Genomic DNA, 15372 nt, shown 5'->3' with positions numbered 1-15372 from the left:
GCTTTTTTGTGGCTGGATTTCAGGTAATCTCACTGCTGAAATCCTAACAGCCGCTTACATAATCGCGGCGTGATATGCGCGGCTTTGTAGTAATCTTGTCGCATTCAATAGAGTTAATGCTCCACATTTGAGCGTACTGGAGGAATTCGGGTGACCTTACGGCGAGTTGTAATCACAGGGATGGGAATGCTTACCCCGCTGGGTACTGATGTGGCCTCCACCTGGGAGGGCATCAAGGCAGGCAAGAGCGGTATTCGCAATATCGAGCATTTTGATACCGAGGCCTTTTCGACTCGATTCGCCGGCCTGGTGCCGGAGTTTGATATCTCTGAATACCTCTCTCCGAAAGATGCTCGCAAAATGGACATCTTTATCCAGTACGGTCTGATTGCAGCCATTCAGGCAGTTCGTGATAGTGGCCTGGATATGGAGAAAGAGAACGCTGAGCGTGTGGGGGCGGCTTTCGGTTCCGGTATTGGTGGTCTGACCAATATCGAAGAAAACCACGTGAAACTACTCGATAGCGGTCCTCGCAAGCTCACTCCTTTCTTCGTGCCCGGCACGATCATCAACATGATCGCCGGTAACCTGGCCATCATGTATGGCATGAAAGGGCCGAACTTTGCCACGGTGACCGCCTGTACAACCGGGACTCACAACATCGGCTTTGCTGCCCAGCAGATCCAGTTGGGGCAGGCGGATGTGATGGTCGCAGGTGGTGCCGAGAAAGGCTCTACTCCGTTGGGTATGGCCGGTTTCTCTGCGGCTCGTGCGCTTTCAACCCGTAATGACGACCCACAGGCGGCCAGTCGTCCCTGGGACAAGGACCGTGACGGTTTCGTGCTGGCCGATGGCGCCGGTGCCGTTGTGCTGGAAGAGTATGAACACGCCGTCGCCCGTGGCGCGACCATTTATGCTGAAGTAGCAGGTTATGGCATGAGCGATGATGCTTTTCACATCACCGCGCCTGCAGAAGGCGGCGATGGCGCCATGCGCGCCATGCGTAATGCCCTGCAGAACGCGGGGGTGGCGCCGGAGCAGGTGGATTACATCAATGCGCACGGTACTTCTACCCAGATGGGGGACCTTGCCGAGGTGGCCGCAGTGAAAACCCTGTTTGGCGATCATGCTCATTCGCTTTGTATGAGTTCCACCAAGTCCATGATCGGCCATTTGCTTGGGGCAGCCGGTGCGGTAGAAGCGATTTTCTCTATTCTTGCCATCCGTGACTCCATTGCGCCGCCTACCATCAATCTGGAAAACCCGGATGAAGGCTGCGATCTGAATCTGGTAGCCAACGTGGCGCAAGAGCGCAATATCGACTATGCGCTGTCAAACTCCTTCGGTTTTGGCGGAACCAACGGTTCATTGCTGTTCAAGAAGCTGTAAACCCATGCGCCTGGATCAAGGATGAAGGGATGAGCCAACGGCAACCTGCCATGCTCGATAGCCGTGACAGGGGCCTTGCCTACGGTGACGGCCTCTTCGAAACGATGCGTGTCGCTGCTGATGGCACCATTCCCTTGCAGGCGCTGCACCTTCAGCGCCTGGGCCGCGGCGCCCGAGCGTTGGCCATTCCTTTGCCGAATCAGGCCCAACTGCAACAGGCGCTGAATCAGGCAACGTCCTCCCTTGCTGGCCCGGGCCTGATCAAGCTGATCCTCACCCGTGGCACCGGCGGAAGGGGGTATTTGCCTCCCGCCAGTGCGACCCCTTCCTTGCTTTGGCAGACAGCGGATCTGCCTGCCTGGAGCGACAACGATCGTTGTTATGGGATTGAGATGGGGGTCTGTTCTCAGCCGCTTTTCCCGGATCCGTTTGCCGGGCAAAAACATTTGAACCGTCTTGCCCAGGTGCAGTCCCGGGCCGAGGTGGCTCGTCAGGGTTGGCAGGAAGGTTTGATGCTCTCTGCTCGTCGCCAGCCCCTGGAAGCTACCGCCATGAATCTGTTCGCCCGATTTAAAACCGGTTGGTGGACACCGGATCTGGCCTTGGCCAATGCCGGCGTGGCCGGGGTAATGCGCGAGTGGCTGCTGACACAACTGCGCTCCCGTGGCGAATCAGTCCACTGCGATTTGCGGCCGCTGTCACAGCTTCGCGATGCTGAGACGGTGTTTCTCACCAACAGTGTTGTCGGTGTGCTCCCCGTGCGTAAACTGGCTCAGTGGCGATGGGGGGTGCCGGATACGGTATTGGCCCTGCAAGCCGAGGTGGATTCACTGTTTGACGCCTGACGCCGAAACTGGGCCATTCCTTTCTGGAATCTCCTTTGCAAACTTTGGGTTTAAATGGATTAAATCCGGGAGGCAGGGTGGGCTGGCTGTCACAGGCAGGCCCATCAGAAATGGGCCTGGGGGGCATCATGCATCCGGCGTCTGGCAAGGCGTGCCCGGTGGCGACAATATCGCCAAACGGTGGGAGCGTGGTTTTCACGCTAACCTGCGAAGAACCCTAACATTCCCGGTAGCTTTCCTGTTAACAGGCCCTACAATTCCCTTATGCGAAAAAAAATTCGAGTGTTTGGACTACTGGTCCTTCTCCTTGTGGCGGGTGTTCCCCTGGCGGGTGCCTGGGTCAGTAGCTATCTTCATCGTCCCCTGGGGGTCACCGAACCCAAGGTTGTGGTGGTCGAGCAGGGCGCTGGCCTGAGCCGTGTGCTTTACAACCTTCAGCGGGAGGGGCTGCTGGGCGATGGGCACAATGCCACGCTCCGTCGGCTTGGTGCGCGCCTGTACAGCGGCTTTACTGGCATGGATGGCCGTCTGCATGTGGGTGAGTATCAGCTTGAAGAGGGCGACTCCCTGCTCGCACTGCTGGAAAAAATGGACCGTGGCGAAGTGTTGCAGCGCAGCGTCACGCTGGTGGAGGGCTGGAACTTCCGTGAGCTGCGCGCGCGACTGGCGGCGCAGGAAACCCTGACGCATACCCTCGATGGTCTGACCGATCAGCAGATCATGGAGAAGCTGGGCCATCCGGATCGCCACCCTGAGGGCTGGTTTGCACCCGAAACTTATTTCTATACCCGCGGCACCTCTGACCTGACCTTGCTGCAGCGCGCCATGGCCCGTCAGCAGCAGGTACTGGATGATGCCTGGGCTGATCGGGCGGACGACCTTCCCTATGATGAGCCCTATGAGGCGCTGATCATGGCATCCATTGTGGAGAAGGAAACCGGTGTCCCTGAAGAGCGTGGCGAGATCGCAGGTGTGTTCGTCAATCGCCTGCGCAAGGGTATGCGCCTGCAGACCGACCCCACGGTTATTTATGGCATGGGAGACAGTTATCAGGGCAATATTCGCCGTTCGGATCTTCGCCGGCCCACGCCCTACAATACCTACACGATTTTTGGCCTCCCTCCCACGCCGATTGCCATGCCCGGCAAGGAAGCTATTCTTGCTGCGGTGAACCCGCAGAGCACCGAAGCACTGTATTTTGTGGCCCGCGGTGATGGCAGCCATTATTTTTCCAAGACGCTTGCCCAGCATGAGAAAGCCGTACGTGAGTATCAGCTGCGTCGGCGCAACGGCTACCGATCTTCGCCGGGTGCCGCTCAATGAGTGGACGCTTCATCACTCTGGAAGGGGGCGAAGGTGCCGGCAAATCCAGCAACATGGAATGGTTAGCGGAACGGCTGAGGGCCGCGGGAAAGACGGTTTTGCTTACCCGTGAACCGGGTGGAACCCCGTTGGCTGAGTCCATCCGTGAGGTACTACTGGCACCCTCTGAAGAGACCATGGCGGACGATACCGAGCTGTTGCTGGTTTTTGCGGCCCGAGCCCAGCACCTGGCCGAAAAGATCCGCCCGGCGCTGGCGCGCGGGGAATGGGTGTTGTGTGATCGCTTTGTGGATGCCACCTGGGCCTATCAAGGGGCAGGGCGTGGGCTGGACCGGCAAGCCATCGGATCCCTTGAGCAATGGGTAGTGGCCAACAGTCAGCCGGACATGACGATTCTCTTCGATATTCCTGTGGAGGCCGGCATGGCCCGGGCAGGCAAGCGTGCGGCGCTGGATCGAATTGAACAGGAAGACATGGCTTTCTTTGAGCGGATCCGCGAGTGTTATCTGCAACGGGCGAATCAGCAGCCCGGGCGATTCCGGGTGGTGGATGCCTTGCAGCCGCTGGAGGCAGTGCGCGACCAGATTGCGCCTTTGATCGAGGAGATGCTGTCATGGCCGTAACCGCAGCCCGTGTGCAGGTGCCGTTGCCCTGGCATCAGGACGAAATGGCGCGCCTGCTGGATCAGCACCGTCAGGACAGATTGCCCCATGCGCTGTTAATCAGCGGTCCCAGAGGCATTGGCAAGCTTCGCCTGGCTGAATCCCTTGCCCAGACGCTGCTGTGTAACAGCGGTAGCGACTTCCCCTGCGGAAAATGCCAGGGGTGTCAGCTGAGTACAGCGGGTACGCACCCGGATTACCATCGCCTGAGCCCGGAAGAGGGCAGTAAGGTCATCAAGATTGATCAGGTGCGTCAACTGGTCAACTTTGCCACCCGCACCGCCCAGTATGACGGTTACCGGATCGCTATCCTCTCGCCAGCGGAAGCGCTTAACCGTAACGCCCAGAATGCCCTGCTCAAAACCCTGGAAGAGCCAGGTAACAAGACCCTGCTGATGCTGATCAGTGATCAGCCAACCCTGCTGCTGCCGACCATTCGCAGCCGTTGCCAGCAGCGCACGCTGGGGCTGCCTCCCCGCGAGCAGGCGCTGGAGTGGCTGCAAGGGCAGGCCAGTGACCCTTCGTCACTGCTTGATGCTGCTCAGGGCGCGCCGCTGCAGGCGCTGGCGCTGGAACAGGCAGACTGGTTCGCTGACCGGGCCCGATTGCTTGAGACGGTGGTGTCGGTGGCGGAAGGGCGGCAAACGTCTGCCCAGGCCTCCTCGGTACTGGCCAAGCATGACCCTATTGAGATGGCCGCAGTGATCTATGGCTGGCTGGGGCGTAGTCTCAAACAGTCTGTGGCTGAGGAAGAGATTGCGGATCCGCAGCTGGCACCGCTCTTGAAACGACTGGCGGCGGCGGTGCCCGCGGCACGGCTATTACGGGCCGCGCAACGGGTGCTGGAGGGGCGCCGGGCACTGTTGTCAGGAGCCAACCCCAACAAGGAGCTGCTCTACGAGCAGTGGTTACTGGTACTGGTAGGCGTTGACGCTGTGCCGGTGGGCTACTAACCTTTATACAACTTTAATAATAAAGTCGTACTGGCTGGCGTTCCGATGACGCGCCAAATCGACCATGAGGCAAACCCTATGAAGATGCCCGGCGGACGTAGCGGGATTCTTTCTCTGTCCATCAAGGACAAGGCGGTACTGTACTCGGCCTATATGCCCTTTATTACCAACGGCGGCCTGTTCATCCCGACTGACAAGCAGTACAAGCTGGGTGAGGAGATTTTCCTGCTGCTCAACATCATGGATGAGGCGGACAAGATTCCGGTGGCCGGTAAGGTTGTCTGGATCACTCCCAAAGGTGCCCAGGGCAACCGCAGTGCCGGTATCGGCGTGCAGTTCTCGGATCAGGATGATACCGCCAGGGTGACCATCGAGAATCATCTGGCCGGCTCGCTGGAATCAGATCGACCTACGCATACGATGTGAGGCGCCTGACGCCTGACGCCTGACGCCTGACGCCTGACGCTAAAAGCTAAAAGCTAAAAGCTGGAAGAAATAAACAATGCCGAAACAGAGCTGATGCGTTTCGGACACGAAAGCGGCAATTTCCGGGAGGAGGTTGCCGTTTTTTGCGTCTGGCATCCGGCGTCAGGCGTGTGGCCCACCGCATATCTGCTACACTTGCCACCGTTTCATGCTTTGGAGCTATTCATGTCTGTTGCCACTTTTGTGGATTCTCATTGTCACCTTGATCGTCTGAACCTGGATGCCCATGACGGTGATTTTGCGGCCATGATGGCGGCCTCTGAGGAGGCGGGCGTCAGTCATATGCTGTGTATTGGCGTGGACCTTGAGACCTTCCCGAATGTGCAGGCGTTGGCCGAGCAGTATCCGCATGTCTTTGCCAGTGTGGGCGTGCACCCGCTCTACAAGGAATCCCGTGAGCCGTCGGTGGCAGAGCTGCTGGAACGGGCTGCTCATCCCAAGGTGATTGCCATCGGTGAGACCGGGCTGGATTACTTCTATGCCAAGGAAGAGCGGGATTGGCAGAAACGCTATTTCATTGCACACATTCAGGCGGCAAGGGAAACCGGGCTGCCGCTCGTGGTGCACACCCGGGGCGCTAAAGACGATACCCTCAATCTGCTCCGAGAACACGGCGGGGGGGAAGTGAAGGGAGTCTTGCACTGCTTTACCGAAGATCTGGATATGGCGCTGCAGGCCATTGATCTGGGGTTTTATATTTCCATTTCCGGCATCGTCACTTTCCGCAACGCGCAATCACTGCGTGACACGGTCAAGGCGCTGCCCATTGAAAAGCTGTTGATTGAAACCGATTCTCCCTGGCTGGCGCCGGTACCCTTTCGCGGCAAACCTAATGAGCCCCGCTTTGTCGCCAATGTGGCCGAGTGTGTTGCTGAGCTGAAAGGCGTCACAGTGGAACAGCTTGGCCAGATTACCGCCGACAATTTCTTTACTCTCTTCGAGAAGGCACAACGATGAATCAGTTCCTGATCCCGGGTCTGGCTGCTCTGGCGGGCGCGATCCTGGCAGCATTGCTTGTATGGCTGTTGGAGCGCCGCCGCCAGAGCCATCTCGCCTTGCAGTGGCAGGAAGAGAAACACCAGCTTCGCGAGCCGCTGGCTCAGTTACCGTTGCTCAAGGAGCAGCTTCAGGTCGCCGTACAGCAGCATCGTGATGCTGAGTCCCGTGCCCAGCAGCTCGCCGCTGAAAAGGCGCGCCTGGAAGAGCGCCTGGCAGGGCAGGAAGAGAAGCTGGCGTTTGCGGAGAAAAGCCGTGAGCTACTGAAGCAGGAATTCGAGCACCTTTCGGCAAAGATCTTCGAGCAGCGCAGCAAGCAGTTGCAAGAACAGCAGCATCAGGGGCTGGACGGGGTGTTGAAGCCTTTCCGGGAGCAGCTGAACGACTTCCGGCGTCGGGTGGATCAGATCCACAGTGATGAAACCCGTACCCAGGCTACCTTGATGGAGCAGTTAAGCCAGCTTCGCGGGCTGAATCAGCAGATGCATGAGGACGCCAAAAACCTCACCGATGCGCTCAAGGGGCAGGTTAAAACCCAGGGTAACTGGGGGGAGATGATTCTCGAGCGGGTGTTGGAGTCTTCCGGACTCACTCGCGGCCGCGAGTATGAAACCCAGGTGGCTTTCAAGGATGAGAGTGGCCAGCGGCGCTTGCCCGATGCCATTGTGCGTTTGCCGGAAAACAAGGATGTGGTGGTCGATGCCAAAGTGTCGCTGATAGCCTATGAACGCTTGTCTTCAGCAACCACACAGGAAGAGCGAGAGCAGGCTCTGCGCGAGCATCTGGCGTCGTTGCGGAGTCATATCAAAGGGCTGGATATCAAGGATTACAGTGGTCTGGAGGGTATTCAGAGCCTGGATTTCGTGCTGCTGTTCATCCCCATTGAAGGTGCCTTCATGGTGGCCATGGAGCAGGACTCCAGCCTGTATACGGACGCCTTCGCACGCAATATTGTACTGGTGAGTCCCACAACGCTGTTGGTGACGTTGCGCACTATTCAGAATATCTGGCGCTACGAATACCAGAACCGTAATGCGCTGGATATTGCCGACCGGGCCGGCAAGATCTGTGACCAAGTGTCCCTGATCGACGAGTCACTTGGGGATCTGGGTGACAAGCTGAACAAGGCCCATACCGCATGGGAAACCACCCATAGCCGACTTACCCAAGGCAGGGGTAACCTGCTGCGCCAGGCGAACCAGCTGATGGATCTTGGCGCCAAAGCCCGCCGTGCGTTACCTCGGGCGGAGGATGACGAGATCGACGCCTGACCTTTCTGCCGCCCGGTCCCGGGCGGCGATTACCTGGTATTTTCAGCCAGACACTGGCGGGTTACCGTAACGAGTTGATGTAACGGCAATTGCCCAGAGGACATGAAACATCGAGCAAAGGCCATACAGTCTTCCCCTGAATGCCAATCCCTTTCCTTTCTCGTGTCTCGACTAGTCGTATTGACTCCTGGAGAACCCGGCTTTGGACTCCTCCGATACCGGTCCTGACAGCTTGTGGACCCAAGTTCGCTGCTACTTCCATTATGCGCTTTGACTTGTCAGGTGAGGGCCAGAGCAACATGCGCGAACTCCGTTAAAAATAAACGCATATGCATCAAAATTGCTAAAAAATGACGCTGACTAACTGGTCATAGGTAATTTTTACTAATAATTTCATCTTGTCATTCTAATACCTGAACCAAGTCACACAGTACTTTGGTATTAGTTGGTTAGTATCTCTGCGTAATGTTTGAGTAGAGAAAGGTGTCCTTATGTATCGTTTGATGTTGGTTCTGTGTTTTTGGACGGGGCTGGTTCAGACGGTAACGGCGTCAGAGGCCCAGCCCCGAATCATCGGGGGACAGGATGTAACAACAGTGAGGCCCTGGATGGCCGAGGTGGAAATCAGCCGTTCCGGTGATCCAACAAGGTCTTCAACGCTGTGTGGTGGCACCCTGATTGCCCCTCAGTGGGTGGTAACAGCGGCCCACTGTGTTGTGGGGGATGGAGAAACATTGACGGCAGATATCCTGTTCGTTTCTCTCGGTGGCACCAACCGGTTGAATAGTGCACTGGAGCATCATGGTATCTCTTCTGTATTGGTGCACCCTTCCTATCGGTCTGACAACTATCATAACGATATCGCGCTGTTGCGCCTGGATTCACCCAGTAAGCTGAGCACCATGGACCTGGCCAAGGTCGAAGTGGTTGAGCAAATCACAGCCAGCCCCAAGGAGTCCCTGCTTGCCCTTGGTTGGGGCTATACCAACAACAGTGACCAGACACTTTCCGATACCTTGCAGCAGGTACAGCTGGATTACGTTTCCTATAGCTACTGTGCCAGCCAGTGGAGCCAGATCTGGAGTGGCCAGATCTGTGCCGGTGAAATGGACCCTGCCCCAAAGGCGCAGGACACCTGCCGTGGTGACAGCGGAGGCCCACTGATTTACAGCCAGGACGGCCAGCAATGGCTGGTGGGGATCACCAGCTACGGGCACGACACCTGTGCCACCAGCGGTGTTCCAGGTGTGTACACCCGGGTCGACAGCTATCTGGACTGGCTGGAAAGCGCCACCTCCGGGCTGCTGGTGGATCTGGAAACCCAGGGGTTACCGGAAAAGCATTATCAGGCACCGGGAACCGCGCTGAGTGTCAACGCCAGTCTTATCAACCGCAGTGTGATCAATAAAGCGACCAATGTGGGGCTCACGGTTCGTCATGAGGCAGGTTTGGCGGTCTCAGTGTCTGGCTGGAGTTGTTTAGCTGCAAGCGCGAACGAAACCCGTTGTACCGCTGGCAAGAACCTCTACGTAGGTGATGGCCTGGGCTCTATCAACCTCAAATTCAGTAATGGTGGGCAAGAATGGGCCGGCGACGTTAACGTGCGACCTTCCAGTGATGGCTACGACTATTTCAGCCTGCCTTCCGAGAGCTTCAAGCTGGTATTCAGCGACCAGCCAGACATAGTTCTCAGCGTGTCCAGCCAGCGCCGTTCTGATGGCAGGGTGGTGATGACTGCCCGGGTGGAGAATGCGGCGACTCACCGTGCAGCGTCACGAGCTCGACTGGGCTTCCAGATGCCCGATGGCTGGCAGGCGATTGTGCCGGATAGCTGTTATGGCTCTGAACTGGTGCAGTGCGGTCTTGGGGACATGGCACCAGGTGAAGTGGCTGTCCAGCAGTTGGTTATGGAGGGCAGTGGTTACGGCGTAGTGTCTGTCAAAGTGTGGACCGACAACGGTGATTTTCCCAGCGGTGACAATCAGGCGGCCAGTTATCCTGCGTTGGCACGCAGTGTCGCCACCACCAGCGCCCCCGGCCCGGCAAGCGATTCCGGTGGTGGTGGGGGCGGCGCTATTGCGGGGCTTGCTCTGCTATTACTGGCCGGGGGTGCTGTTCGCCGGCGGCTCAACCAGTGACAGGTGGCGTTGGCGCTCAGGTGCCAACGCACCCTGGTTCCCTTTCCATGGTACCGCATCCATCCCTTTGGGAATGGTATTGAGCTGGAAGGGCGCCTTGACGATGTCAAAGTAAGGCGAGTGATCAAAATCGGCAGCAGTAATGGCGCGGGGCTGCAGACGAAGCAGCCTTGCTCCGGCACCATCTTCCTTTACCAGTGGTAATACCGGAAATTGAACAAAGCTGAATGCATCAGAAATCACGGTGCCGCTGAGTGCCTTGACCAATTCACCTGCCCAGCGCCTGAACAGTGCTGTACGCCAGCGTAGTGGCAGCCAGCGCCAGGGCACCAGGGCCATCAGGCAAAGAGCAGCCCAGGAGCGCCCGCCGCCTGCACCAATCCGGCTAATCGCATAACGCAACACATCCTGTGCTTCGCTGTCACTCAGGCCCTGAGCGCGGCATACCCGTAGTTGCTTTCCTTCCAGCGCTGATAGTGGCTCCACGATCAGCCCTCGCTCCAGGCTGGCATCAATGACCAGCTGGGTGTCCGGCTCGCAGGGAGTGTAATCCGCCAGCAGGGCTCGCAGGGCGGGGTCGGCCACGTCGTGCAGGCGGCCCACATAAAGAACCGCCCTGGCATACCGGCTGTCGCCAATCACCTTGAAGGTGCGGTCGATGTTGCTGTGACCAGCAACGAGGAGCACATCGCAAGGGCGGATGACGGTGCGCAGGCTGTCCAGGTCCGCACTGGGCTGACCGCTGTGGCTTTCGTCACGCTGGAGCTGTTGACAGCACCATTCATACACCGCCCGCTGTTTACTCATCTGTACTCGCTGTTCTGGCTTGTTACTGGTTGCAGGGAGCTTACAACAGGGCCAGCGCCCGGTCGATGACAGAAAATGCCGTGTAAAAGTGGGGAGAGAAGCGCACGCCGCCGCCCCGTTCAGCACAGACCACGCCACCTTGTTTGAGACGCTGGAAAGTCTCGGAAGGCGACTCGTCAGGAAGCCGGAAGGTGACAATGCCGGCTCGTCGCTCTGGTGCCATGGCGCTAATCAGCGTTGCGCCTCTCTCTTGCAGCCCGTCAATGAGGTACTGCACCCGTGCCTGAAGTTCACGCTCTACCTCAGCCATGCCGATGTCCTGAAGTAACGACAAGGATGCCTCCAGCGCATGAATACCGAGCATATTGGGGCTGCCACATTCAAAACGTTTGGCGTTATCGGCTACCTGCCACTCATGTTCGCTATAGTCGCCGGCGTTGGCGATCATATGCCAGCCGTGCTGGCGCAGTGTGAGCCTGGGTTGTACTTCCTTGCGGCAGTAAAACAGCGCAAGGCCTTCGGGCCCCAGCATCCATTTGTGACCGTCGGCGACCACAAAGTCTGCGCAAGCTTCATTGGCATCGAAGGGCTGGGTCCCCAGAATCTGGATAGCATCCACACAAAAGAGGATATCGCGCGCCCTGCAGGCCTGACCAATTCGCGTCATATTCATTTGCAGGCCGCTACCGTATTGTACCGCGGACAGCGAGACCAGGCGGGTACTTGGGGTGATGGCATCAATGACCGCTTGCTCTGGATCATCCACCCCTAGCCCAACTTCGATCACCTCGACGCCTTGATTGGCCAACGCCTGCCAGGGGATGCGATTGGAAGGGAATTCCTGGTCACTGATCACGACCTGATCGCCAGGTTGCCACGGTAGTCCCTGAGCGATAACGGAGAGGCCTTCAGAGGTGTTTTTCAACAAGGCAATTTCGTCAGTGGCAACGTTACCGATCAGCCATGCCAGGCGCTCCCGCAGACGCTGCTCGACCTTTAGCCAGTGCGGGTAATCACGGGCGCCCACCTGGCAATTCGCATCCGCAAAGGCTTGCACCGCGCGGCGAGTGCGCTCAGGCCAGGGCGCAACGGCGGCGTGGTTAAGGTAGATAAGGTCATCCTGCTGGGGAAACTCGGGGTGATCCGAGGCTGGCGTGCTCATGGTGACTCCTGTCCGGGTGGCAAAATTGCTGCCATGCTGATGGCTGGTTAACAGGGTAAACAGTTTCGAGGTAATGCGCCGCTGTCGTATGCGTAAAAAAAAGGAATACGTTAGAATCACACGTGCAGAACACCGGGAACCACAGGCAGTATCATCTTGCCTGAACCGGGATGGTTTCAGGGCTATCAGCCAGCCCTGTCATGCTCAAGGAGAAATGGATGGGTGACCTGGAGAAAGCCACGCGTAAAGCGCAGGAGTTTCGTCAGCGTGAACGGCAGATTCTTGATGCCGCTCTGGAGTTGTTTCTGGAGGAAGGCGAAGACCGGGTAACGGTGGAGATGATTGCCGACCGTGTAGGTATCGGTAAGGGCACCATCTATAAGCATTTTGAGACTAAAAACGAGATCTACCTGCTATTGATGATCCGCTATGAAGAGGATCTGGCAGAAGTGTTCAAGCAGATCTCGGACGCAGACAACAAAGAAAGGCTGGTGCGGGAGTATTTCCGCTTCCGCATTTCCGACCCCAAGCGTTATCAGTTGTTTGACCGTCTGGAAAACAAGGTGATCAAGGATCATGCCTTGCCGGAACTGGTGGAGAAACTGCATAGCATTCGCGAGGCCAACTTTGCCCGGCTGACCGAAATTGTGGAAGCCCGGGTGGCGGAGGGCTCGCTGGAAGAGGTGCCGCCAATCTACCATATCTGCTCAGCCTGGGCGCTGGCACACGGTGCTGTGGCCTTGATGGAGTCGCCGTTCTACAAGCGCCTGATTGATGACAAGGATGATTTCCTCGACTTCCTGATCGAGATCGGCATCCGCATGGGCAACAAGGGACAGCGGGGCCCGCGATGAACAAGGCCGACGACCTGCTTTCCCTGTTGGAAAAAGCGGGAAAGGACGAGCAGGGGTTACCACCGGTGGAGCAGTGGAAGCCACAACGCCATGCCGACATCGACATGCGTATCGCCCGTGATGGGACCTGGTATTACGAGGGCTCACCCATCCAGCGGGAGCGGATGGTGGCACTGTTTTCTACGATTCTGCTGCGTGAGGGAGAGGACTATTTCCTGATCACGCCGGTGGAAAAGTTGCGTATTCAGGTCGACGACGCCCCCTTTGTTGCAGGTGAGGTTCAGCAAGTGGATGGCAAGCTGGTTTTCACCACCAATGTGGGCAGCCATGTGGTTGCCTCCGGCGATCACCCCATTTGGGTCGAGATCGATCCGCAAACCGCAGAGCCGTCTCCCTACATTACCGTGCGCAAGAACCTGCGTGCTCTCATCGGACGCAGCGCCTTCTATCAGTTGATTGATTGGGGAAAGGAAGTCGATGGCAAGCTGGTGGTTGAGAGTGGCGGGGAGAGGTTTGAGCTGGGCGCGCTGGAAGAATGAAGAATGAATAATTAATAATGAATAGTTAATAACGTTGCAAGACGGGTTTTCGTGTTTTGAAACGCATGAGGCCGCGCCCAGACTTTGGGCGCGGCCTCATTGCTTGGGATGAAGACAGTCGCTGCACGCGCAGCTATTAATTATTAACTATTCATTATCGTGTTGCTCACTGATTCAGGCTGACGCTAATCATCAGCAGCATGAGCAAGACGACACAGGCGCCTTTCCAGAGGCGTAATTCATTGACGCTGGTGTCCTTGATTTGTCTCACGCTGCGCACTGGACGGCGCAGGGCGTCGCGGAATTCGGCGGCGTCGGCAAAGCGCTGGTTGGGTTGCCGTTGCAGCGAAATCTGCAGCACATTGTTGATCCACAAGGGAATGAAGGCATTCAGCCCCTGCAGTGGCGGCAGTGGCTGGTGGGAGGCTTTCTCATAGCGGCCCTGCCAGGGTAAGGCGCCAGTGAGCATTTCATGAATAATAGCGCCCGCTGAGAACAGATCGCTCTGTTCGGACGGCGTCGTCCCCTCTACCAGCTCCGGTGCACTGTAATCCCGTGTGCCCAGGGGAATGCCGGCATTGGCTTGCTCCATACCCCGGCAGTGGCAACTGCCGAAATCCACGATACGCACCAGGCCATTGCTGTCGACCATGATGTTTTCCGGCTTCAGGTCACCATGAATCACGTCGGCACGGTGCAGGGCACGGATACCGTTCAGCAACTGGTCTGCCAAATAGAGTTTTTCTTCCACCGGGGCGTCAGGGTGATCTTTAAGCCAGCGCTTGAGCGTGACCCCGTCGATGAACTCCAGACGCTGATAGAGGCAGCTGGGGTTTTCGGGAATGGGTAAGTAGCGTAACAGATGCGGGTTGCGTAACCGATTGCCCACCCAGCCTTCCATGACAAAGCGCTCGAGAGAAAAACGGTCGTCTTCAAGGTTGACCGAGGGGGTTTTCAGAACAGAGCGTTTTCCCTCCTCATCTTCGATCAGGTACAAGTGGCTTCGTACACTGGCATAGAGTTCGCGAAGTACGGTGAAGCCATCGACACGAACTCCGGGGCTGAGAGGTGGGGGTAAGGGAAGATTGCCTCGTTGACGTAACACTTCATCGGCACTGGCATCTGGCAGTGCATCGACCACCAGTACCTGGCAGCTCAAGTTGTCATCGCTGCCGTTGGCCAGAGCTGCTTCTACCAAAGCCTGGGAGCAAATTTCAGGCTTAGAACAACCACGCAGGATGCCTTGCATGCGGGAGCGGCTGAGAAAACCATGCACGCCGTCGCTGGTGAGCAGAAAAATATCACCCACCTGCAGATCACTACTGCTGTAGTCCACATCCAGACGAGTATCTCCTCCCATCACTCGGGTCAGCACCTGGCGGTTATCCCCCAACATGCGGCTGTGATCGCGAGTGAGGCATTCCAGCTTGTCGTTACGCAGGCGCCATATACGTGAGTCGCCCACCTGGAACAGGTGAGCTGTCTGTGATCGAAGTATTAGCAGGGACAGCGTGCAGAGGTGACTTTCGCCAGCCAGGGTTTGGCGGCAAAGCCAGCGGTTCAGGGCTTCCAGTACTTTCTGTGCAGACCGTGGCACGCTCCACAGTGCTGGTGTGGAATAGTAATCGGTGATGAAACCGAGCACACAGGACTCGGCCGCTTCACGCGCTGCGCCAGCGGTGGACAGCCCATCCGCCAGTGCCGCCACGATACCCTTGGTTCGCAACAGGGTACCTTCAGGGATCTGCATGGCCAGAGCATCCTGGTTATGCAGCTTGGGGCCACTGTCGGAGTATTGCCCGATGCGAACTCGAGGGGCCAGATCCGGATCCTTGCCGGTGCTTTGCAAGGGAGCGCTGGCAGGTGAAACCGGTGCAGTGGAAGCGTCCATCGTCAAATCCTGTGTTCATTCCTGAACGAGCCGGCCAGAATCGGCCGGCCCTGTTT

General features: G+C 57.5%; 14 protein-coding genes. 11 read left to right on the top strand and 3 right to left on the bottom strand.

Annotated features, from left to right (window positions below):
- Positions 1–150 precede the first annotated feature (150 nt).
- From fabF to GFN93_RS13405, 9 genes are all read left to right on the top strand, one after another.
- The gene (gene fabF / locus GFN93_RS13445) at positions 151–1389 is read left to right on the top strand and encodes a beta-ketoacyl-ACP synthase II (protein WP_328594652.1); all 1239 of its coding nucleotides are present in this window, start codon (positions 151–153) and stop codon (positions 1387–1389) included.
- Positions 1390–1418: 29 nt separating this feature from the next.
- Complete coding sequence (gene pabC / locus GFN93_RS13440) at positions 1419–2234, top strand: aminodeoxychorismate lyase (RefSeq protein WP_235901844.1); 816 nt, start codon at positions 1419–1421, stop codon at positions 2232–2234.
- A 264-nt stretch (positions 2235–2498) separates the two neighbouring features.
- On the top strand, positions 2499–3557 hold the full coding sequence (gene mltG / locus GFN93_RS13435) for an endolytic transglycosylase MltG (RefSeq protein WP_153501546.1): 1059 nt from the start codon (positions 2499–2501) through the stop codon (positions 3555–3557).
- Entirely contained in the window at positions 3554–4180 is a 627-nt protein-coding gene (gene tmk, locus GFN93_RS13430) for a dTMP kinase (protein WP_153501545.1), read from the top strand. The genes mltG and tmk overlap by 4 nt, the downstream gene beginning before the upstream one ends.
- Positions 4171–5172: a DNA polymerase III subunit delta' gene (locus GFN93_RS13425; RefSeq protein WP_153501544.1), complete on the top strand. Its 1002-nt coding sequence runs from the start codon at positions 4171–4173 to the stop codon at positions 5170–5172. Before tmk ends, GFN93_RS13425 begins: the two co-directional genes overlap by 10 nt.
- Positions 5173–5250: 78 nt before the next feature.
- Positions 5251–5598: a PilZ domain-containing protein gene (locus GFN93_RS13420; RefSeq protein WP_035233973.1), complete on the top strand. Its 348-nt coding sequence runs from the start codon at positions 5251–5253 to the stop codon at positions 5596–5598.
- Between the two features lie 225 nt (positions 5599–5823).
- The gene (locus GFN93_RS13415; protein WP_153501543.1) at positions 5824–6615 is read left to right on the top strand and encodes a TatD family hydrolase; all 792 of its coding nucleotides are present in this window, start codon (positions 5824–5826) and stop codon (positions 6613–6615) included.
- Positions 6612–7925 (top strand): DNA recombination protein RmuC, encoded by a 1314-nt coding sequence (gene rmuC, locus GFN93_RS13410; protein ID WP_153501542.1) that lies wholly within the window; start codon positions 6612–6614, stop codon positions 7923–7925. The genes GFN93_RS13415 and rmuC overlap by 4 nt, the downstream gene beginning before the upstream one ends.
- Before the next feature lie 491 nt (positions 7926–8416).
- Complete coding sequence (locus tag GFN93_RS13405; protein WP_328594651.1) at positions 8417–10063, top strand: S1 family peptidase; 1647 nt, start codon at positions 8417–8419, stop codon at positions 10061–10063.
- Here the strand turns inward: GFN93_RS13405 and GFN93_RS13400 are convergent.
- Complete coding sequence (locus tag GFN93_RS13400; protein ID WP_153501541.1) at positions 10022–10870, bottom strand: hypothetical protein; 849 nt, start codon at positions 10868–10870, stop codon at positions 10022–10024. The genes GFN93_RS13405 and GFN93_RS13400 overlap by 42 nt on opposite strands.
- Before the next feature lie 40 nt (positions 10871–10910).
- Complete coding sequence (locus GFN93_RS13395; RefSeq protein WP_153501540.1) at positions 10911–12032, bottom strand: aminotransferase class V-fold PLP-dependent enzyme; 1122 nt, start codon at positions 12030–12032, stop codon at positions 10911–10913.
- Between the two features lie 218 nt (positions 12033–12250).
- Here GFN93_RS13395 and GFN93_RS13390 point away from each other — a divergent pair, with 218 nt between their 5' ends.
- Together GFN93_RS13390 and GFN93_RS13385 are read left to right on the top strand one after the other, a co-directional pair.
- Complete coding sequence (locus tag GFN93_RS13390) at positions 12251–12886, top strand: TetR/AcrR family transcriptional regulator (protein ID WP_153501539.1); 636 nt, start codon at positions 12251–12253, stop codon at positions 12884–12886.
- Entirely contained in the window at positions 12883–13425 is a 543-nt protein-coding gene (locus tag GFN93_RS13385; protein WP_153501538.1) for a DUF1285 domain-containing protein, read from the top strand. The genes GFN93_RS13390 and GFN93_RS13385 overlap by 4 nt, the downstream gene beginning before the upstream one ends.
- Before the next feature lie 166 nt (positions 13426–13591).
- Here GFN93_RS13385 and GFN93_RS13380 read toward each other — a convergent pair whose 3' ends face one another.
- On the bottom strand, positions 13592–15316 hold the full coding sequence (locus GFN93_RS13380; protein ID WP_153501537.1) for a bifunctional protein-serine/threonine kinase/phosphatase: 1725 nt from the start codon (positions 15314–15316) through the stop codon (positions 13592–13594).
- Between the last annotated feature and the right edge of the window lie 56 nt (positions 15317–15372).

The organism is Alcanivorax sediminis, assembly GCF_009601165.1.
Taxonomy (GTDB): domain Bacteria; phylum Pseudomonadota; class Gammaproteobacteria; order Pseudomonadales; family Alcanivoracaceae; genus Alcanivorax; species Alcanivorax sediminis.
This window is presented reverse-complemented; position numbering and strand designations above follow the sequence as displayed.

Coding starts and splice junctions, on each gene's coding strand:
- pabC (WP_235901844.1), top strand. CDS start 1,419: ATGAGCCAACGGCAACCTGCCATGCTCGATAGCCGTGACAGGGGCCTT.
- mltG (WP_153501546.1), top strand. CDS start 2,499: ATGCGAAAAAAAATTCGAGTGTTTGGACTACTGGTCCTTCTCCTTGTG.
- tmk (WP_153501545.1), top strand. CDS start 3,554: ATGAGTGGACGCTTCATCACTCTGGAAGGGGGCGAAGGTGCCGGCAAA.
- GFN93_RS13425 (WP_153501544.1), top strand. CDS start 4,171: ATGGCCGTAACCGCAGCCCGTGTGCAGGTGCCGTTGCCCTGGCATCAG.
- GFN93_RS13420 (WP_035233973.1), top strand. CDS start 5,251: ATGAAGATGCCCGGCGGACGTAGCGGGATTCTTTCTCTGTCCATCAAG.
- GFN93_RS13415 (WP_153501543.1), top strand. CDS start 5,824: ATGTCTGTTGCCACTTTTGTGGATTCTCATTGTCACCTTGATCGTCTG.
- rmuC (WP_153501542.1), top strand. CDS start 6,612: ATGAATCAGTTCCTGATCCCGGGTCTGGCTGCTCTGGCGGGCGCGATC.
- GFN93_RS13405 (WP_328594651.1), top strand. CDS start 8,417: ATGTATCGTTTGATGTTGGTTCTGTGTTTTTGGACGGGGCTGGTTCAG.
- GFN93_RS13400 (WP_153501541.1), bottom strand. CDS start 10,870: ATGAGTAAACAGCGGGCGGTGTATGAATGGTGCTGTCAACAGCTCCAG.
- GFN93_RS13395 (WP_153501540.1), bottom strand. CDS start 12,032: ATGAGCACGCCAGCCTCGGATCACCCCGAGTTTCCCCAGCAGGATGAC.
- GFN93_RS13390 (WP_153501539.1), top strand. CDS start 12,251: ATGGGTGACCTGGAGAAAGCCACGCGTAAAGCGCAGGAGTTTCGTCAG.
- GFN93_RS13385 (WP_153501538.1), top strand. CDS start 12,883: ATGAACAAGGCCGACGACCTGCTTTCCCTGTTGGAAAAAGCGGGAAAG.
- GFN93_RS13380 (WP_153501537.1), bottom strand. CDS start 15,316: ATGGACGCTTCCACTGCACCGGTTTCACCTGCCAGCGCTCCCTTGCAA.